The following is an 18,064-nucleotide window of genomic DNA, read 5'->3' as shown; positions in this document are numbered from 1 at the left end:
GGCGCCTGGCTTGTTCAGGCGTCGACCGGGAGGTGTTCGAGCCAGTGCGGCGGCAGTCGTCGCTGCTGGCACAGGTCGCGCAGACGCAGACGCTGGGCCGGGCTCAACAACTCGAAGGCGATGACCTGGGGCAGCCCGTCGGAAACGTTGCGCTGCGCCGCCAATTGCTCCTCCATCAGGTCCAGCGCCAGCTGGTTGAGATCGACGCTGCGCCGCTGGGCCAGGCCGTTGATCCGGCGGCTATCCAGGCCCATGCCCAGGCTCTTGAGCACCAGTTGATTGAAGGCCCGGTCGTTGTAGTGGCGGGCCGGGAAGGGGTTGTCCAGGGCGATGGCGGCGAACACCTCGCGGTTGTTGGTGCGCCCCGCCTGCAACGCCAGGTCGAGGCTGTGGCCTTGGCTATCGAGGTCGTCCAGGGCCTTGAGCAGGGCGCTCTTTTCCGAGTCGTCGGCCCAAAGGAACAGCTGGCGCAACAAGGGCAACCGATCGGCGCTGGCCTGCTGTTGCAGAAGCTGCGCCAGCAACAGCGCGCGGGCCAGCTGGCTCCGGGTCCAGCCTTGGCTGTCGGGCACCAGGCTGTCACCGAGGCGGCGTTTGCACTGGCTGCTGAGCTGCACCAGGGTATTGGCCGAAGGCTTCCGGGCCAGTTGTTCCAGGGCCTCTTGCCACCAGCGGCGGGTGTCGGGGGCGAGCTGTCCGTCGAGCTGCCGGCGCCGTTCGGCGAAGGCGGCATGGCGGGGGGCGAGCGCATTCGAGGATGGGGCAATGACGTCCATGCTCATGTCGGCTTGATCCAGCGTTGAAGGTGGGGAAGCAGGAAAAACACCAGTACGCACAGCAGGCTGCCCAGGGGGTGGTTGGCCAGCGCCAGCACCAGGGCATCGAACAGTGGCAGGGCGGCCAGGCCGGCACCGATAAAGGCACGGATGTTCCGCTGTCGCGGGTTGGCCAGATGGCGCCGGTAGTGCCAGCCCAGCCAGCCCAGCCACAGCAGCAGTACCAGCCAGAACACGCCGTTGTCGGCATAAGCGACCAGGGCCAGCGGGCTGAGCATCAGCAGCAGCGGCAGGCGGCTGAGCAACTGGTTCTTATGTTCCAGCCGGGCCAGGTAAGTCAGGCCGGCGATGTAGGCGCCCAGCAACGCGGCGCACAACCACAACGGTTGCGGGGGCATGGCCAGGCTGGCGGCGGCGGTCAGGTACAGGGCCGAGCGGCAGCCGCCCATGAGCCAGACGCTGTGGGGGTGTTTTTTGTGCAGCAGGTTGTAGGCCAGGATGAACAGCAGCAGCAACCCGGCGCTGGCCAGCAGCCAGCGAGGCTGGGCGATCAACTGGCTGAGTCCCAGCAGCGACAGCAACGCCAACAGCAGCAGGGCGGTGGTGGCCAGACTCACCTGAGTGCGACTGACCAGGCCGAGGACAATGGGGCGCGGGTTCTGGTGCCGCTGATCCCAGTCGGCATCCAGCAGGTCGTTGAGCAGCATGCCCGCCAGGTAGAGCGCCGAGAGCCCCACCAGCAGCAGGGTCCAGACCAGCGACGAGGGCGGCGCCAGGGCGGTGGCGCTGCTGGCCAGCAAGGCGGCGGCCAGGGCGTTGGTCCACACCGTCGGCAGGTTGGAGACCCGCCCCAGGGTCAGCCAGGTGCTCAGCGCTGAAGGCGTCATTGCGCGCAGCCCTCGCTCCAGGCGAAGTCCGCTCTGCCAAGGCTGGCCAGGCGCAACAGGGCTTGTTCCATCACTGGCAGTTCGATGTGGTGCACATCGATGGACTGGCCCAGGCGGTTGAGCATCGGGATCGACAACTGCCCCCCCAGGTGCTGGCGGAACTCTTCCAGCCCTTGCAGCACCACAGAGCCACCCTGGGCGTCTTTAAGGCGCAGTTCCGCGGGGCACAGGTTGAAGCCGAGCTTGTCGAGCACGTGCAGCAGGCGCTGGGTTTCCCCATCGGACAGCAGGCCGATGGCGTTGGCGTAGAGCGCATCCAGAGCCATGCCCACGGCCACCGCCTCACCATGGCGCAAGCGGTGCCGACTGAGGTTTTCCAGCTTGTGGGCGGCCCAGTGGCCGTAATCCAGAGGCCGGCCGTTGCCCTGTTCAAAGGGGTCGCCGGCACCATTGATATGGCCCAGGTGCAGCTCGGCGCAGCGGCGGATGGCATAACGGCTGGCGCTGTGCTCGAAGCTGGCCAGGGCCTCGACCTGCTGCTCCATCCACTGGAAGAACGCATGATCCTTGATCACCGCGACTTTCACCGCCTCGGCGAGGCCGGCGATCTGGTCCCGGTGCGACAGGCTGAGCAGCAGCTGGAAGTCGTTGATCACTGCCGTGGCGGGGTAGAACGCCCCCAGCAGGTTCTTCTGGGCGAAGGCGTTGATGCCGTTTTTCACCCCGATGCCCGCGTCGTTCTGGGCCAGCACCGTGGTCGGAATGCGGATCAGGCGCATGCCCCGGTGGAAGGTCGCGCAGGCGTAGCCCACGGCGTCCAGTACCGCTCCGCCGCCCAGGGCCAGCACATAGCAGTGCCGGTCCAGGCCATGTTGCAGCATGTGCGCATACAACTGCTGGAGCACTTCCGGGGTTTTGCTCAGTTCCCCCGCCGGCACCGCGATCGGCGCGGCCTGCAGATGCAGGTCGGCGGTGTGGGCGCTGAAGTAATCGCTGATCTGCTGTGGCAATTGCGCGGAGCACTGCAGCAGTTGCTCGTCGACAAACACCAGCACGGTGGTCCGCCCCGGATGCTGCCGGGTGAGTTGCTGGTGCAGGCAGGCATTGTCCGCCTGGAAGATGTGGTCGGTGAACAGTACCGGATAGTGGTAGCTCACCTCGAAGCGACCCTCCAGGGAGCGCGCTCGATCACCCTGCGGCTGCGCGACGCGTGACTTGAGCAGGCTGCGGCCGCCCAGGAACAGACCCGGCAGGACCATGCTGGCGAGAATGGTCGCCAGCAGGGCATTCTGCTCTACCAGCAGACTGCCGATGGCGCTGTAGGCCAGGGCCAGTCCGGCGTTGGCCAGGGTGGTGACCAGCAGGAACTGGCGTAGCGGGTAGCGCTGCATGCCGGCCGCCAGCACCGAGGTCTCGGCCAGCACTGGCACACCACGCAGGCAGACCAGCGACAAGGTACTGAGGCGATAGGCCAGTTGCCCGGGTTGCCAGCTTCTGAGACCGAGCCAGTTGGAGAGCAGGCGAAAGTAGCCCGCCCCCAGCCAGTAGCCCAGGCAGGCTCCCAGGCACAGACCGATAAAGATCACCAGATAGCCGCCGATGGCACCCAGGGCTGCCACGGCCAGCAGCGCCACCAGGCTTGAAGGTACTGGCAGCAGCACATCCAGCGTCAGCAGGGCTACCAGCAGCAGGGCCAGGCCTAAACGTTGCGTGGGGTCGGTGGGTAGCAAGCTGTCCAGATGATTCAGCAACTGTTGGATCTGCTGTTCGAACAGCAGGAAGCTGGCGACCACCAGGGTCGAGAACAGGAATAACGAGAGCCAGTAATTCTCAGTCGTACCCTTCAGCGAGAAGGCACGAGGCAACGAGCTGCGCGTCATCAAGCATCCCTCTTGATTGATATGACTTATTCCGTGTCAGTTCAGCTTGTAAGGCAGGGGAGATGTTCGGTTATTGAGTTCCTCGAAAGGTTCTTATTGGTCTTTGCCCCGTTGGAGAGCACTTGGATGGCGATTAGTCATCAACTTAGCCAAGGCCTAGAGTTTTGCAAGTAAACCGAGCGAGCTGGCTGCAATACACTTTTCTGGTTCGTTGGGAAAACCTGGGAATAATGTGTTTGTACTGTTGCGAACAGTCTTGTGAATTGACTGTGATGACCTGTTAGTCAATGGATTCGGGGCGGTGCAAGATTTTTTTGGTGTAGTGTTTGGGTATAAAATTTATTGCTATTTTTCATATGCAAGAGAAGTAACAAAAAGAAATAAACGCGGCAATTTATAAAGGGAATACTTTGGGAAGGTAGGAGGAAATAAGGCAGAATTTGAAATAACTATTTTAGGCTGGCTATTAGTTGGCTATTGAGTAGGTGGCTTGTTGGTTTGGCTTTATTGAGTTGTGTGGGCGGATTTATTTGGGAGCTTGTTTAAGGAGGTGGTTATTTTTGGTAGTAAGAATCATTCGTGAAGCTATTCGGTTAAGTTGCCTTGCTTGAAACAATATGTATTGCCGTGTGCCATGGACCTGGCTGTTTCTGCATCGGTTGTCCGTGAAGATCGGGCTCCACGGCGGCTGCGGTGAGGGAGAACTCACCGCAGCCGTGGGCTCAGGCCGGAGTGACGCGTTCGGCGGCAAGGAACTCATCGGTGGACAGCACGCTGGCATAGGCAAAGCCCAGCGACGACATGAACGCAGCGTGCACCTGGGCGGCAGGCACTACGGTGCCGTTGAACTCCAGGTCGCGGGTGGCGCAGGCGTCATGAATCACCGTGACGCCATAGCCCAGGTCGGCAGCAGCGCGGCTGACGCCGTCGATGCACATGTGGCTCATGCTGCCGACGATCACCAAGTGTTCGATGCCATGCTGGTCGAGAATGGCTTCGAGTTCGGTTTCCCGAAACGAATTGACGAAATGCTTGAGCACCACCGGCTCGTCGGCCCGGTTGGCGACCTTGGCGTGCAGTTGCGCGCCGCTGGAGCCGGGGGTGAAGAACGGCGCGCTGTCGGAGGTGAATTCGTGGCGGATGTGCACCACTTGCTGGCCGCTGTCACGGAACGCCTGGAGCAGCCGCGCGGCGTTGTCGGCGGCAGCTTCGGCGCCGACCAGGGGCCACTTGCCGTTGGGGAAGTAGTCGTTCTGGATATCGACTACGATGAGCGCTTGCTTGGCCATGGGTGTTTCCTCTGAAGTAGTGGTTGGCTGTGGAGTCCAGTATTGGCTCCGGCAGGCCGGTCGAGGATTGGCCGCACCGACAATAGCAGGGGGAAAACTGACAATGGGTGTGGAAAGCGCAGTCGCCGAGCTGGGCGTGCTGATCTATCCCGGCGCGCAGATGGCCGCGGTGCATGGCTTGACCGACCTGTTCGGGGTCGCCAACCGCATCGCCGCCGAACAGCGCAGTGCGCAGTTGCCGCTGTTGCGCATCAGCCACTGGCAGGCGCAGGACGACCAGGCGCCCAGCCGGGTGTATGACAGCCATCCCGGTGCTGACAGTGCGCTGCTCGCGGTGCTGATTCCACCCTCGGTGGCAGGCTTCTCCCAGGCACAGGCGCCGCTGGCGCTGACCCAGTGGCTACGCCAGCAACACGCCAATGGCACGACCCTGGGCGGCGTGTGTGTCGGTTCGATCCTGCTGGCCGAAAGCGGTCTGCTCGACGGTCGCAGCGCCACCACGCACTGGACCTCGGCAAAGCAGTTCGCCGAGCGTTATCCGAATGTCCGGCTCAACGCCGACAAGCCGATCGTCGACGATGGCGACCTGATCACCACCGCCGGCCTGATGGCCTGGTCCGAGCTCGGGCTGCGCATGGTCAACCGCCTGCTCGGCCCGAGCATCGCCAGCGGCACCGCGCGTTTCCTGGTGATCGAACACAGCGACAGCGCCAGCCAGTGCGGCAGCAACTTCGCACCGATCCTCGGCCATGGCGATGGGGCGATCCTCAAGGTGCAGCACTGGCTGCAGGCCAACGGCGCGGTGGATGTTTCCCTGGCCGTGATGGCGCAGCAGGCCGGGCTGGAAGAGCGCACTTTCCTGCGGCGCTTTCGGGCCGCCACCGGGCTCAAGCCCACCGAATACTGCCAGCACGTGCGTGTGGGCAAGGCCCGGGAAATGCTCGAATTCACCAACGGCACCATCGACCATATCGCCTGGACGGTCGGCTATCAGGACCCGGGCGCGTTTCGGGCCACCTTCAAGAAAATCACCGGCCTTGCTCCCAGCGAATACCGCGCGCGCTTCGGCGTGACGGCGCCGACGCCGCAGGCGCGGGTGGAGCAGCTCTGAGCTTCAGGTCGTGCAAAATACCGGGCGACCCTGCTCGATCGTGCAAAATAAGACGGGCCCAATGCCAGCAGCGATGACCTGGACCGCTTATCCGTGGGCAATTGATTGCTTTGGCGTGATCCCTGCACCCTTCCTTGTACATTCATCACGCCTAGGCCGAAGGGGGACGCATGACCCCGACGCAACGCAAGAAACGGGTGGTCGCCCACTCGGTTGACCCAGACGTCTCGCAGCATGTAATCGAGACCCATCGCATGCTGGCTCGTTGGCTGGCGCAGATCCTCGGGCTGGAATTCGCCGGCGACTATGACCCGCAGGTGCATGGGCAGGACGAGCTGTACTTGCTGCCGACGCAGACCATCGTCGGCCCCGACGCGGCCCGGCAGTTGCGGATTGCGGGGCCGGATGACCTGTGGGGCGGCTATGTCGAGCATGACTTTATCGCCACCAAGGCCATCACGCATGGCCTGTTGAACAAGAATGCCGTGGCCCCGCCGGGCTGGGCGCCGCTGTTCTCCAAGCGGGTGCGCAATGTGGTGCTGGATGGCCTGAGCGTGTTTTCCCTGAATGACGCCCGGCCTGCGGCCGCTCATTTGCTCTACAGCGGGCCGATCCGCATGAAGCCGATCCACGCCTGCGCCGGTCGCGGCCAGCAAGTGATCGAGAGCCTGGAGCACTTCGATGAAGTCCTCGCGCAACCGGACGTCGCCAGGCAGTTCAATACAGGCGTGGTACTGGAGCAGGATTTGCAACAGGTGGTCACCCACAGCGCTGGCCAGTCCTTTATCGCCGGTCATGTCCTGAGCTATTGCGGCCAGCAATACCTGACCGAGGACTCCTGCGGCGAGAAGGTCTACGGCGGCTCCGAACTGTTGGTGGTGCAGGGCGGCTACCCCCAATTGCTGGCGTTGCAATTGCCCCAGGAGGTGCGCCTGGCGGTGCAGCAGGCCCAGGTTTTCGATGCCGCGGCCGATGAGGCCTACCCGCGCTTTTTCGCCTCCCGGCGCAACTACGACATCGCCCAGGGCCTGGACGCCGAAGGCCGGCAGCGCAGCGGCGTACTCGAGCAATCGTGGCGCATGGGCGGCGCCAGCAGCGCTGAAGTGGCGGCGTTGCAGGCCTTCGTCAACGATCCGGGCATACGCGCGATCCGCGTGTGCGCGATGGAAACCTACGTCGACCAGCCTTTGCCGGCCGATGCCATTGAGGTCTATAGCGGGCCTGCGGAAAACGGTGATTTTCTTCTCAAATATGTAACGGTCAAATCCTATGACGGCTAGAAGCGAAAGCATTCAAATCGACATTGATGACGAGCAGATGAGCGGGACCTTTCTCAGTCCCAAGGCGAAAGTCCCCGGCGTGTTGTTTGTCCACGGCTGGGGTGGCAGCCAGGAGCGCGACCTGGAGCGCGCCCGGGGCATTGCCGGGCTGGGGTGCGTGTGCCTGACCTTCGACCTGCGCGGCCACGCCGGCAGCGGCATCCCGCTGAACCGCGTGACCCGCGAAGACAACCTGCGCGACCTGCTGGCGGCCTACGACCGCCTGCTGGCCCATCCGGCCCTCGATACCTCGGCGATTGCGGTCGTGGGCACCAGTTACGGTGGCTACCTGGCGAGCATCCTGACCTCGCTGCGCCCCGTGCGCTGGCTGGCGCTGCGGGTGCCGGCGCTGTATCGGGACGAAGCCTGGCACAGTCCCAAGCGTGACCTGGACAAGGCCGACCTGCTGGATTACCGCAGCAGCCTGGTGCGCGCCGATAGCAACCGGGCGTTGCATGCCTGTTCGACATTCACTGGCGATGTGCTGCTGGTGGAATCGGAAAGTGACGAATATGTCCCCCACGCCACGTTCATGAGCTATCGCGCCGCCTGCCAGCAGACTCATTCCATGACCCACCGGATCATCGACGGTGCCGACCATGCCCTGAGCGATCCAGTGTCGCAGCAGGCCTACACCTCGATCCTGGTGGACTGGATCACCGAAATGGTGGTGGGCGAACGCTTGAGCATCACCCACTCGCGATAGCTCGCAGGCAAGGGCGCAAGGTGGGGCGAATATCGGTGAGTTCAGCGCGGGCAGCCTGGGTCCTGCCAGGGAGGCGCTGGCCTCAGCCGCCGCGCCGCTTCTTCTCCACCCGCAGCGCCTTGGCCCTGGCTTCCACCACCAGGTACATCAGCAGCGCGATCAGCAACGGCAGGATGAAATAGATCGCCCGGTAGGCGATCAAGCCGGCCAGCAGGCTGCCGCGGGACACTTCATGTTGCAGCAGGGCGATAAACACCGCCTCCAGCACCCCGAGCCCCGCCGGAATGTGGGTGATGACCCCGGCGATGCTGCTGATCAGCAGCACGCCGAGCACCACCGGATAATCGAGCTTGCTGGGCAGCAGGGTCAGGATCACCGCCGCCATCAGTGACCAGTTGAGCGCGCCCAAGACCAGTTGCAGCAGGGCCATGTGCAGCGAGGGCAAATTGATCTCGACCCCGCGTATCGTCCAGGCGCGCCGTCGGGAAAACCGGCAGGCCGCCAGGTAACCCATGCACACCACCAGCAGCAGGACTCCCACCCCCTGCAGCGCACCGTCGCTGAGTTTCCAGCCGGGCGGCAATTTCATCAGGCCGCTGGCGAATATCGTGCCGGCCAGGGCCATGTAGCCGAACCAGTTGGTGGCCAGGCTCAGGCCGAGGATCTTGGCGATATTGCCGGTGCTCACCCCGAGCCTGGAATACAGCCGATAGCGCATGGCGATCCCGCCGACCCAGGCGCTGAGGTTGAGGTTGAAGGCGTAGCTGATAAACCCCACCGGCAGGATCTGGCGCCAGCCGAGGTCCTGGCGGATATAGGTGCGGCCGATCAGGTCGAAGCAGGCGTAAACCAGGAAGCTGCCCAGGGTCAGGCCCGCCGCGGTGAGCAGCGTGCGCACCTTGAAGTCGGCCAGGGTAGTGAGCACTTCGCTCCAGTCGATGCGCCGCGCCAGCAAGGTAAACAGCACGATCAACAGCAGAAAGAAGGCAACGGTCAGCGGTTTTTTCCAGCGCTGCCAGCGCGACCGGGCATGGGTTGCCGCGGACCTCGTGCCGTGAGCGTCAGTGCGGCTCATGAGGCGATTCCTGCACGATGCCGACCGGGCGGCCGAAGGTTTTCAGGCGCGGCTTGTGGGCAGGCAGCAAGCCGGCCCAGGCCGGGAAGTGACGCAGTATGTGGAACACCAGGAAACCCACGGTCAGGCGCCACAAGCGGCCACGACTGGCTTTCTTGGCCGGCATGACCTGGCAGTGGTCGCGGGCGAGCCGGTCGAGGCGCTCGAACAGGTCGCGATTGAAGGCGCGGTCGCGGATCAGCACGTTGGCTTCCAGGTTCAGCGACAGGCTCAGCGGGTCGAGGTTGCTCGAGCCCACGGTGCTCCAGTCCTCGTCCACCAGCGCCACCTTGCCGTGCAGCGGCCGTTCGCAATATTCGTAGATGATCACGCCGTCCCTGAGCAGGTAGTCATAGAGCATGCGCGCCGCCAGCTTGGCCACCACCATGTCCGGCTCGCCTTGCAGGATCAGCCGCACCTCGACGCCACGGCGCGCGGCGTTGCGGATCTCGCGCAGCAGCCGATAGCCAGGGAAGAAGTAGGCGTTGGCGATCACCACCCGTTGCCGGGCCCCGCGCAATACCTGGCGGTAGGCCTCTTCGATATCGCTGCGGTGGTCATGATTGTCGCGGTAGACCAGGCGCACCTGGCCGTCATGGTCGGGCAGGGCCAGTTCCGCCCGACGCTGCCGCCGGCGTTGCCACCAGTAGCGGGCGCGAGCCGGCCGGTCACCCTGCGCCAGGGCGAAGTGATGGATGTCCACCACGGCCGGCCCCTGGATTTCCACCGAGTAATCCTGCTTGGCCTGGGGACCGAAATCGGCCAGGTGGTCGGCGGAAAAGTTGATCCCGCCGACAAAGGCAATGCTGCCGTCGACCACCACTATCTTGCGATGCAGGCGGCGGAACCAGTTGGTGCGTACCCCGAGAATCGGTTGCGCCGGGTCGAATATCTGCAGGTGCACCCCGGCGTTGCTCATGGCGCCGAGGAACTCGGAGCTCAATTCGCCGCAGCCGAAGCCGTCCAGGCTGACGATTACCCGCACCCCGCGTTGCGCGGCATCGATCAGGATATGGTGCAGCTCATGGCCGACCTTGTCCTCGAAGAAGATGAAAGTCTCCAGCAAGATTTCATGCTGCGCCTGGCGCAGGACTTCGAATACCCGGGGAAAAAACGCTTCGCCATTTTCCAGCAGCACGACCCGGTTGTTGCTGTGCCAGCCGTATTGGAGATCCATCCGGGGCGGTTCGTGGATCTGCCCGGTATCGGCCAGATGGTCCACGGTGGTTTTTTCCAGGGGCATGTCGTTCATAGTTCGACCTCGACCGACAGTGGCGCGTGATCGGAGAGATGGGACCAGGGATGCGAGGCCAGCACCTGTGGTCGATGGATCTTCAGGTTACGCACATAAATCCGGTCCAGCCGCAGCAGTGGCAGGCGCGCGGGAAAGCTGCGCGCCGGCTTGCCGTGCAGGCTGACAAAGACCTCCTGCAAGCCGCTGGGAGCGAGCTGCGCGTCGGCGCGCAACCGCCAGTCGTTGAAGTCCCCGGCGACAATCAAGGGCGCGTCGGCGGGGAGTTCGGCGACCAGTTGCAGCAGCAGCTCCAACTGTTGCTGGCGATGGCTTTGGAGCAGCCCCAGATGCACACAAACCGCATGCACCTCCTGGGCATTGCCGGGCAGGCGCAGCACGCAATGCAGAAGGCCGCGGCTCTCGTGCCCGGAGAGCGAGACGTCGAGGTTGTCGTAGCGAATAATCTGGAATTTCGACAGCAGCGCGTTGCCGTGGTCGCCCGCCGGGTACACCGCATTGCGGCCATAGGCGAACTGCGGCCAGATGGTGTCGGCGAGGAACTCGTACTGCGGCATGCTCGGCCAGTTGTTGTAGCGCTGCGGATGTTGGTCGTGGGTGCCATGCACCTCTTGCAAAAACACCACGTCGGCGGCCACGGTGCGCACTGCCTCGCGCAGCTCGGGCAGGATGAAGCGCCGGTTCAGGGCGGTAAAACCCTTGTGGGTGTTAACCGTCAGCACGGTGAAGCGGTCCACGGTGGCAAGCTCGATCGAAGGTGGCATGGGGCTGTTGGGCGATTCGTCGCGGCTCATGGCAATACTCCCGGCGCGGCGGGTTCGCCGGGCGTGGTCGCCAGCGCCTGGTCGAGCCCGAAGCGCTGCAGCAACTGGCGGGCGTCGTAGGGCGCGCGGACCTTGAGGTCGTTGTCGAAATAGCAGAACACTTCCCGGCTCTTGCGCGCTCGGGGGGTGTGCCGGGTATCGATCAGCCGGGCATCGGCCGGTTGTTTGCCGGTATGCCAGGCCTCGATCCGGTCGCCCCAGCGCTTCAGGGCCTGGGCCGTATAGCCGCTGGCGTACAGCTCCTTGTCGCCGTGCAGCCGCAGGTAGACGAAATCGCCGGTCAGGTCTTCGCAGTAGGGCCATTTGCCGGCCGTGTCCGCCACCACCAGCGCCACGCCATAGTGGCGCAGCAGGTGGGGGAATTCAGGCACGGTAAAGCTCGCATGGCGGATTTCCACGGCATGGCGCATGGCTCTTTTGCCGTAGGCCTCGGTGCTGGCATGGCCATTCAAGCGGGGTTCGTGCTGGCGGGCGAGGGCGGCGGCCTGTTGGGTATTGGTGGGCAATTGTTGAAGAAAAGCGCCGAACAGCTCGGCGTCGAAGGAAAAGTTCGGCGGAAACTGCCAGAGAATCGGCCCCAGCTTGTCCTTGAGCTCCAGCACGCCCGAGGCGAAGAAATTGGCGATTGGCTTGTGCACGTCCCGCAGCCGCCGGATATGGGTGATGTAGCGCGGCGCCTTGACGCTGAAAATAAAGCCCTTGGGCGTGTCGTCATACCATTGGGCATAGCGCTGCGGAGTCTGCAGCGCATAGAACGAACCGTTGATTTCGATGCTGTTGACCGCGCGCGAGGCGAACTGCAGCTCGCGCTTTTGCGCCAGCCCCTCGGGGTAGAAGTCTCCACGCCAGGGCTTGTAGCGCCAGCCGGAAATACCGATATGAATCGCCGCCATGTCCTCTCCCGTCTGATGCTCTCCGACCGGACTCTGTCTTTTGATGACTGCCTGGCCGGCGGGAAAGTTTCGAACTTCCTACGGACGGCATTTTCGATCCTCTGGGCGCCGACCCTGTAGGAGCGCAGCTTGCGCGCGAAGAACGATAACGCGGTGGAACAGGCATTGCGCGGCGCGGCCTTCGCGGGCAAGCCTCGCTCCTACAGAGGAGCCGGCATTAGCCGGCTGGCGGGCTTAATGCCCGACCACCACCCGGCTCGAGCCTTGCGCCGGCTCGGCGTACACCGGGCCGAGGCGGTCCAGGCGCCCGCTCCAGGCGGTCAGGGCCAGGGCGCCCAATACCACCAGGCCGCCAATCCAGGCGGTGTGGATCAGCCCCAGGTGAGCGACGATCAGGCCGCCGCCCCAGGCGCCGCCGGCGATGCCGAGGTTGAAGGCGGCGATATTCAGGCCCGAGGCCACATCCACCGCCTGCGGGGTGTGGTGTTCGGCCTGGCGTACCACATAGACCTGCAGGCCCGGCACGTTGCCGAAGGCCACGGCGCCCCATACCAGCACGGTGGCCAGCGCCAGCCATGGGTTGCCGGCGGTGAAGGTGAGCAGGAACAGCACGCCGGCCAGCAGGGCGAAGATGATTTTCAGTGCGCTGATCGGGCCGCGCTTGTCCGCCAGCTTGCCGCCCCAGATGTTGCCCACGGCCACCGAGATGCCGTAGACCAGCAGCACCAGGCTGACGGTGCTGGCGCTGAAGCCGGAAATGTCCTGGAGAATCGGCGCGAGGAAGGTGAAGGCGATGAACGAGCCGCCGTAGCCCACCGCGGTCATGGCGTACACCAGCAGCAGGCGCGGCTGCTTCAGCACTTGCAGCTGTTGCAGCAGCGACGCCGGTTTGCTGTGGGCGATGTTTTTCGGCACGTAGGCCAGGCTGCCGATAAAGGCGATCACTCCCAGGGCGGACACCGCGAGAAAGGTTTCGCGCCAGCCGAAATGCTGGCCGATAAAGGTTCCCAGCGGCACGCCGGTGACCAGGGCCACGGTCAGGCCGGTGAACATGATGGCAATCGCGCTGGCGGCTTTTTCCTTGGGCACCAGGCTGGTGGCGATGGTCGAGCCGATGGAAAAGAACACGCCATGGGCCAGGCCGGTGACGATGCGCGCCAGGACCAGCGATTCATAGCTCGGCGCCTGCCAGGCCAGCAGGTTGCCGAGGGTGAACAGCACCATCAGCGACAGCAGCAAGAGCTTGCGCGGGACCTTGCCGGTCAGCGCGGTGAGCACCGGCGCGCCGACGGCGACACCCAGGGCGTAGAGGCTGACCAGCAGCCCGGCGGACGGCAAGCTGACGCCGAGATCGGCGCCGATGGTGGGTAACAGGCCAACGATGACGAACTCAGTCGTCCCGATGGCGAAAGCGCTCAGCGTCAGCGCGAGCAAGGCAATGGGCATGGCTGCAACTCCGGTGGATTTGATAATGGAGCGCAGTGTCCGGATTTGACTCATGCGGAAAAATAGCGGTTTCGGTATTTGATATTTGACCTGCGGGCAAATATCGAATGACGGCAGGCTTCTGTAGGAGCGAAGCTTGCTCGCGATAAGGCCGACGCGATGCACCAGGCCGCCCACGACCCGATATCAGTGGCGAATCAACCGGGTCCGCAGCTCCAGGCTGGCCTGCGGCTCGAGGTCCAGCCAGAAGTGCTGCTTGCCGGCGATCTCGGCAGCAGCGGGCAGGCCATCGCGATACACCAGGCGGTTGCCGGCCAGGGCCGGGACCTTCTGCCCGGGCAGCAAGGTGCCGGCGAGGTTCAGCGGATCGACCCCGCACACCGCGACCAGGCTGCCGTCCAGCGGGCGGCGGCGAACTTCGCGCAGCAGGGCGATGGCCTCGGGCAGGGCGAACTGCTCGCCAGCCAGGCCGCTGACAAAACGCCCGCCGCGAATTTCGCCGCGGGCCTCCAGCCGGTGGAAGGTGCGCAACAGTTCGCGCCAGCTTGGCAGCCAGTCGGCTTCGCGCTCCAGCAGGCGCCAGAACACCACGCCATAACGCCGCAGCAGGGTCATGGCGATGTGTTCCAGCGTTGCCGGTGGCGTGGCCTGGGCATGGGGGCCGGGGCTTTGCTGCAGCGACGAGGGGCGCCGCAGCAGGGCCCAGCGTCCCGCATCGTCCATGCCGCCGACCACGGCCCCGCGTCCGCGTCGTCCGCTACGGGCCTGACGCTTGCTGGCCGGGGTGATCAGCGCGCGCAGGCCGGCAAAGCTGTCGGCATTCACCAGCCCGGCGGCTACCAGCTCCTGCAGGGCTATTTCCAGCTCGGTGCGCAGGACGTGGGCTTCGTGCTGCAATTCATCGAAGAACAAGGCGCCGTGCCGGCTCAGGGCTTCATGGACCTTCTGCGCCTTGGGCGACAGCTCGCTGCTCTCGGGCTGCGCGCCCAGAGCGCTCCACAGCGCCACCTGGCTGCGCGGCAGCAGCACGATCGGCGTGTTGCGCAGGGTCGCGCCGACGGTCTTGTGTGGCGCGCTAAGGCGGCTCCAGACCACCTTGCCGTTGCGGCACAGCTCGTCCAGCCAGGCGGCGGAGTAATCCTTGACCCGCGCCGGCAGCAGGTCGCTGTCCCAGGCGCTGGCTGCGGCGGCATAGCCCTCGAACTGGGCGACCGTCTGCGCCAGCATGGCGCTGCCCTGGCCACGGGTGGCGCTGGACAGGTGCTGCCAGTCGAACAGAAAACGCATCAGGTCCTGCAACGACACCGGTTCGATTTCCCGGCGCAGGCGTTTGACCGTGTAGCGATGAATGCGCGCCAGCAGGTGCCGCTCGCACCATTGCTCGCGGGTTTCGCCGGGGCTGAAGCGGCCGCGCAGCACATAACCTTCGCCTTCCAGCTGGGCCAGCGCCTGGGCGACCTCGCCGGTGCCCAGGCCCAGGGGCGCGGCGATGGCTTCCAGCGGCAAGGGGCCGAAGCCGCCGAGCCGCGCTCGAATCAGCTCCAGCACCGCCTCATCGCGCTGCCAGCGCTCATCGAAGCCGGGCGGAGCCTCGAGGGGCGGCTGCAGCGGCGCCTGTGGATAAATCGCCCGCAGGCAGCCCAGGCGCTCGACGGCCAGCCACAGGGCCTGCGCGGCGCCGATCAGCAAACGGCTGGCGCGCCCACTGTCCGCCAGGGCTTGCAGCCAGCCTGTCCACTGCGGGTTGGCCAGGGCTTCGTCCTCGGCGATACAGCCCAGGCTCATCAGCGCTTCATGCATTTCGTCCGGGTTGCCGGGGGCGGGCCAGGCTTGCTCGCGCACCGATTCAATGGCCTCGGCATCCAGGGCGCCCAGGTCGTCGCTGGACTCGGGGTCGCTCCAGCGGCGACTGAGCACGGCCTGGGTGCGGCGCTCTTCCAGCGGTGCGTCGTCGAGGAAGGTGTAAGGCCGGGCGCTGAGGATTTCCGCGGCCAGCGGCGAGGGCGCCGGCAGGTCGCGGCTGATCAGGCGCAGCTCGCCGCGCTCCATGCGCCGCAACAGCTTCAGCCAGCCCTCGCTGTCCATGGCTTCGTGCAGGCAATCGTCGAGGGTCTGCTCCACCAGCGGGTGATCGGGAATCTGCCGTTCGCCGGCGAGGTTTTCCAGGCAGGCGATCTGGTCGGGAAATACGCTGGCGATCAGGTCTTCGCTTTTCATCCGCTGGATCTGCGGCGCCACCTTGCGCCCGCCGACAAAGCGCGGCAGCGCCAGGGCCACGCCGGCATTCCAGCGCCAGCGCACGCCGAACAGCGGCGCTTCCAGTACGGCCTGGATCAGGATATGTTCGGCGCTGTTGCTGTGCAGGTAACGCCAGACTTCGTCCAGCTCGAAACTGTGGCCGGTGGACAGCGACAGCACGATGGCGTCTTCGCTGGCGGCGGCTTGCAACTCGAAATTGAAGGTGCGGCAGAAGCGCTTGCGCAGCGCCAGGCCCCAGGCGCGATTGATCCGGCTGCCGAACGGCGTGTGGATGATCAGTTGGGTGCCGCCGGACTCGTCGAAGAAACGCTCCATGATCAGCGTGTCCTGGGACGGCAGCGCGCCCAGGGCCTGGCGTGCGCGCGCCAGGTAATCGACCAGTTGCTCGGCGCTGGCGGCGTCCAGGCCGAGGCTGCCGCCCAGCCAGTCGAGGGCCGGCTGCAAATGGCCGGGCGTGGCGCCGAGCAACGTGTCGAGCCGCGCCAGCAGGCGCGCCACGGCAAACGACAGTTCGGCGCTGCGCCCGGGGGCTTCGCCGAGCCAGAACGGAATGGTCGGCGGCTGGCCGTGGGCGTCCTCGACTCGCACCCTGCCGGTCTCGACCCGCAGGATGCGGTACGAGGTATTGCCCAGCTGGAACACATCGCCGGCGATGCTTTCCACGGCGAAGTCTTCGTTGACGCTGCCGATATTCAGCGCCTGGGGTTCCAGCAGCACGCTGTAATCGGCGTTGTCGGGGATGGTGCCGCCGCTGGTCACCGCCGTCAGTTGGCTGCCCCGCCGGCCCCGCAGGCTGCGGTTGACGGCGTCACGGTGCAGATAGGCGCTGCGAATGCCCTGGCGGCCGTTGTAGCCCTCGGCGAGCATGCGCAGCAGCGCCTGGAAATGCCCTTCGTCGAGTTCGCTGTAGGGCGAGGCGCGGCGGATCATTTCCAGCAGCGGCTGTTCCTGCCATTCCTGGTTGCTGACTTCGGCGACGATCTGCTGCGCCAGCACATCCAGCGGCGCCTTGGGGATCTGCAGGGTGTCGAGTTCGCCCCGGTGCACGCAGTCGAGCAGGGCGGTGCATTCGATCAGGTCGTCGCGGCTCAGGGCAAACAGGCGGCCCTTGGGCGTGCCGCCGACCTGGTGCCCGGAGCGCCCGACCCTTTGCAAAAATGCGGAAATCGAACGCGGCGAGCCGATCTGGCACACCAGGTCGACATCGCCGATATCGATGCCCAGCTCAAGGGACGCGGTGGCGATCAGCACTTGCAGGTCGCCGCGCTTGAGGCGCTGCTCGGCGTCCAGGCGAAACTCCTTGGCCAGGCTGCCATGGTGGGCGGCCACCGCATCCTTGCCCAGGCGCTCGCTGAGGTGGCGGCTCAGGCGCTCGGCCAGGCGCCGGGTATTGACGAACACCAGGGTGGTGCGGTGTTCCCGCGCCAGTTCGGCGATGCGTTCGTAGACCAGCTCCCAGACGTCGTTGGCCATGACCGCCGACAGCGGCACGGGCGGTACCTCGATGGCCAGGTCCCGGGGCCGGGCATGGCCGATATCGACGATCTCGCAGGGGCGTTCATGGCCCACCAGGAAACGCGACACCGCTTCGATGGGTTTCTGCGTGGCCGACAGGCCGATGCGCGTCAGCGGCTCGCCGCACAACGCTTGCAGACGCTCCAGGCTCAACGCCAGGTGGCTGCCGCGTTTGCTGGCGGCAATGGCATGGATCTCGTCGACTATCACCGTGCGCGTGCTGGCCAGCATCTGCCGGCCGGAAGTCGAGCCCAGCAGCACATACAGCGATTCGGGGGTGGTCACCAGAATGTGCGGTGCGCTCTTGCGCATGGCGCTGCGGTCTTTCTGCGGGGTGTCGCCGGTGCGTACCGCGGTGCTGATGCGCAATTGCGGCAGGCCCATGCGTTCGAGCTGCGCGGTGATGCCGGCCAGCGGGTCCTGCAGGTTGATCTGGATATCGTTGCTCAGGGCCTTGAGCGGCGAGACGTACACCACCAGGGTCTGCTCCGGCAGCGTGCCGCCGTTTTCCAGGCCGCGATGAACCAGCTCGTCGATCACCGCGAGGAAGGCGGTCAGGGTCTTGCCGGAGCCGGTAGGGGCGGCGATCAGGGTCGAGCGGCGCTGGCGGATCAGCGGCCAGGCCCGGGCCTGGGCAGCGGTCGCTGCCGAGAAACAGCTGTAAAACCAGGCACTGACCGCCGGATGGAAGCCCGGCAAGGCGCTGGCGGGGATCTGGGGAAGGTTCATGCACAACGTTATGCGACCGCCGGGGCCAAGTTGCAAGCCTGCCTCGTCAGTGGCTACACGGACA

Annotated in this window: 13 protein-coding genes; 3 read left to right on the top strand and 10 right to left on the bottom strand. The window is 65.2% G+C overall.

All coding sequences use genetic code 11. From position 1 onward, the window contains the following. Positions 1-14: 14 nt before the first annotated feature. The 4 genes from BLV20_RS27445 to BLV20_RS27430 form a co-directional block, all read right to left on the bottom strand. The gene (locus tag BLV20_RS27445; RefSeq protein WP_092305543.1) at positions 15-782 is read right to left on the bottom strand and encodes an EboA domain-containing protein; all 768 of its coding nucleotides are present in this window, start codon (positions 780-782) and stop codon (positions 15-17) included. Then, entirely contained in the window at positions 779-1,663 is an 885-nt protein-coding gene (locus tag BLV20_RS27440) for a UbiA family prenyltransferase (protein WP_092305542.1), read from the bottom strand. Before BLV20_RS27440 ends, BLV20_RS27445 begins: the two co-directional genes overlap by 4 nt. Then, positions 1,660-3,543, bottom strand: a complete 1,884-nt coding sequence (locus BLV20_RS27435; protein WP_092305541.1) for a 3-dehydroquinate synthase — start codon at positions 3,541-3,543, stop codon at positions 1,660-1,662. The genes BLV20_RS27440 and BLV20_RS27435 overlap by 4 nt, the downstream gene beginning before the upstream one ends. A gap of 722 nt (positions 3,544-4,265) precedes the next feature. Beyond that, positions 4,266-4,832, bottom strand: a complete 567-nt coding sequence (locus tag BLV20_RS27430) for a cysteine hydrolase family protein (RefSeq protein ID WP_092305540.1) — start codon at positions 4,830-4,832, stop codon at positions 4,266-4,268. 103 nt (positions 4,833-4,935) lie between these two features. Here BLV20_RS27430 and BLV20_RS27425 point away from each other — a divergent pair, with 103 nt between their 5' ends. The 3 genes from BLV20_RS27425 to BLV20_RS27415 all read left to right on the top strand — a co-directional run bounded on the left by BLV20_RS27425 (position 4,936) and on the right by BLV20_RS27415 (position 7,968). Continuing rightward, entirely contained in the window at positions 4,936-5,943 is a 1,008-nt protein-coding gene (locus BLV20_RS27425) for a GlxA family transcriptional regulator (RefSeq protein ID WP_092305539.1), read from the top strand. Between the two features lie 170 nt (positions 5,944-6,113). Further along, complete coding sequence (locus BLV20_RS27420) at positions 6,114-7,223, top strand: DUF3182 family protein (protein ID WP_092305538.1); 1,110 nt, start codon at positions 6,114-6,116, stop codon at positions 7,221-7,223. Then, a complete protein-coding gene (locus BLV20_RS27415; RefSeq protein WP_092305537.1) occupies positions 7,213-7,968 on the top strand; it encodes an alpha/beta hydrolase family protein in 756 nt (251 codons plus the stop codon). Before BLV20_RS27420 ends, BLV20_RS27415 begins: the two co-directional genes overlap by 11 nt. A gap of 82 nt (positions 7,969-8,050) precedes the next feature. Here the strand turns inward: BLV20_RS27415 and BLV20_RS27410 are convergent, their stop codons facing one another. From BLV20_RS27410 to BLV20_RS27385, 6 genes are all read right to left on the bottom strand, one after another. Then, complete coding sequence (locus BLV20_RS27410; RefSeq protein WP_092305536.1) at positions 8,051-9,043, bottom strand: lysylphosphatidylglycerol synthase domain-containing protein; 993 nt, start codon at positions 9,041-9,043, stop codon at positions 8,051-8,053. Beyond that, positions 9,030-10,334, bottom strand: a complete 1,305-nt coding sequence (gene clsB / locus BLV20_RS27405) for a cardiolipin synthase ClsB (RefSeq protein ID WP_092305535.1) — start codon at positions 10,332-10,334, stop codon at positions 9,030-9,032. Before clsB ends, BLV20_RS27410 begins: the two co-directional genes overlap by 14 nt. Then, the gene (locus BLV20_RS27400; RefSeq protein ID WP_256577893.1) at positions 10,331-11,098 is read right to left on the bottom strand and encodes an endonuclease/exonuclease/phosphatase family protein; all 768 of its coding nucleotides are present in this window, start codon (positions 11,096-11,098) and stop codon (positions 10,331-10,333) included. The genes clsB and BLV20_RS27400 overlap by 4 nt, the downstream gene beginning before the upstream one ends. Before the next feature lie 26 nt (positions 11,099-11,124). Further along, positions 11,125-12,051 (bottom strand): DUF72 domain-containing protein, encoded by a 927-nt coding sequence (locus BLV20_RS27395; RefSeq protein WP_092305533.1) that lies wholly within the window; start codon positions 12,049-12,051, stop codon positions 11,125-11,127. A 234-nt stretch (positions 12,052-12,285) separates the two neighbouring features. Beyond that, positions 12,286-13,497, bottom strand: coding sequence for an MFS transporter (locus BLV20_RS27390; RefSeq protein ID WP_092305532.1), 1,212 nt, complete (start codon positions 13,495-13,497; stop codon positions 12,286-12,288). Positions 13,498-13,683: 186 nt separating this feature from the next. Further along, positions 13,684-18,000 (bottom strand): DEAD/DEAH box helicase, encoded by a 4,317-nt coding sequence (locus BLV20_RS27385; RefSeq protein ID WP_092305531.1) that lies wholly within the window; start codon positions 17,998-18,000, stop codon positions 13,684-13,686. Positions 18,001-18,064 lie beyond the last annotated feature (64 nt).

Source organism: Pseudomonas sp. NFIX28, from assembly GCF_900107395.1.
Classification (GTDB): domain Bacteria; phylum Pseudomonadota; class Gammaproteobacteria; order Pseudomonadales; family Pseudomonadaceae; genus Aquipseudomonas.
Note: the sequence above shows the minus strand (reverse complement) of the source record. Positions and strands in the feature narration are given on the sequence as shown.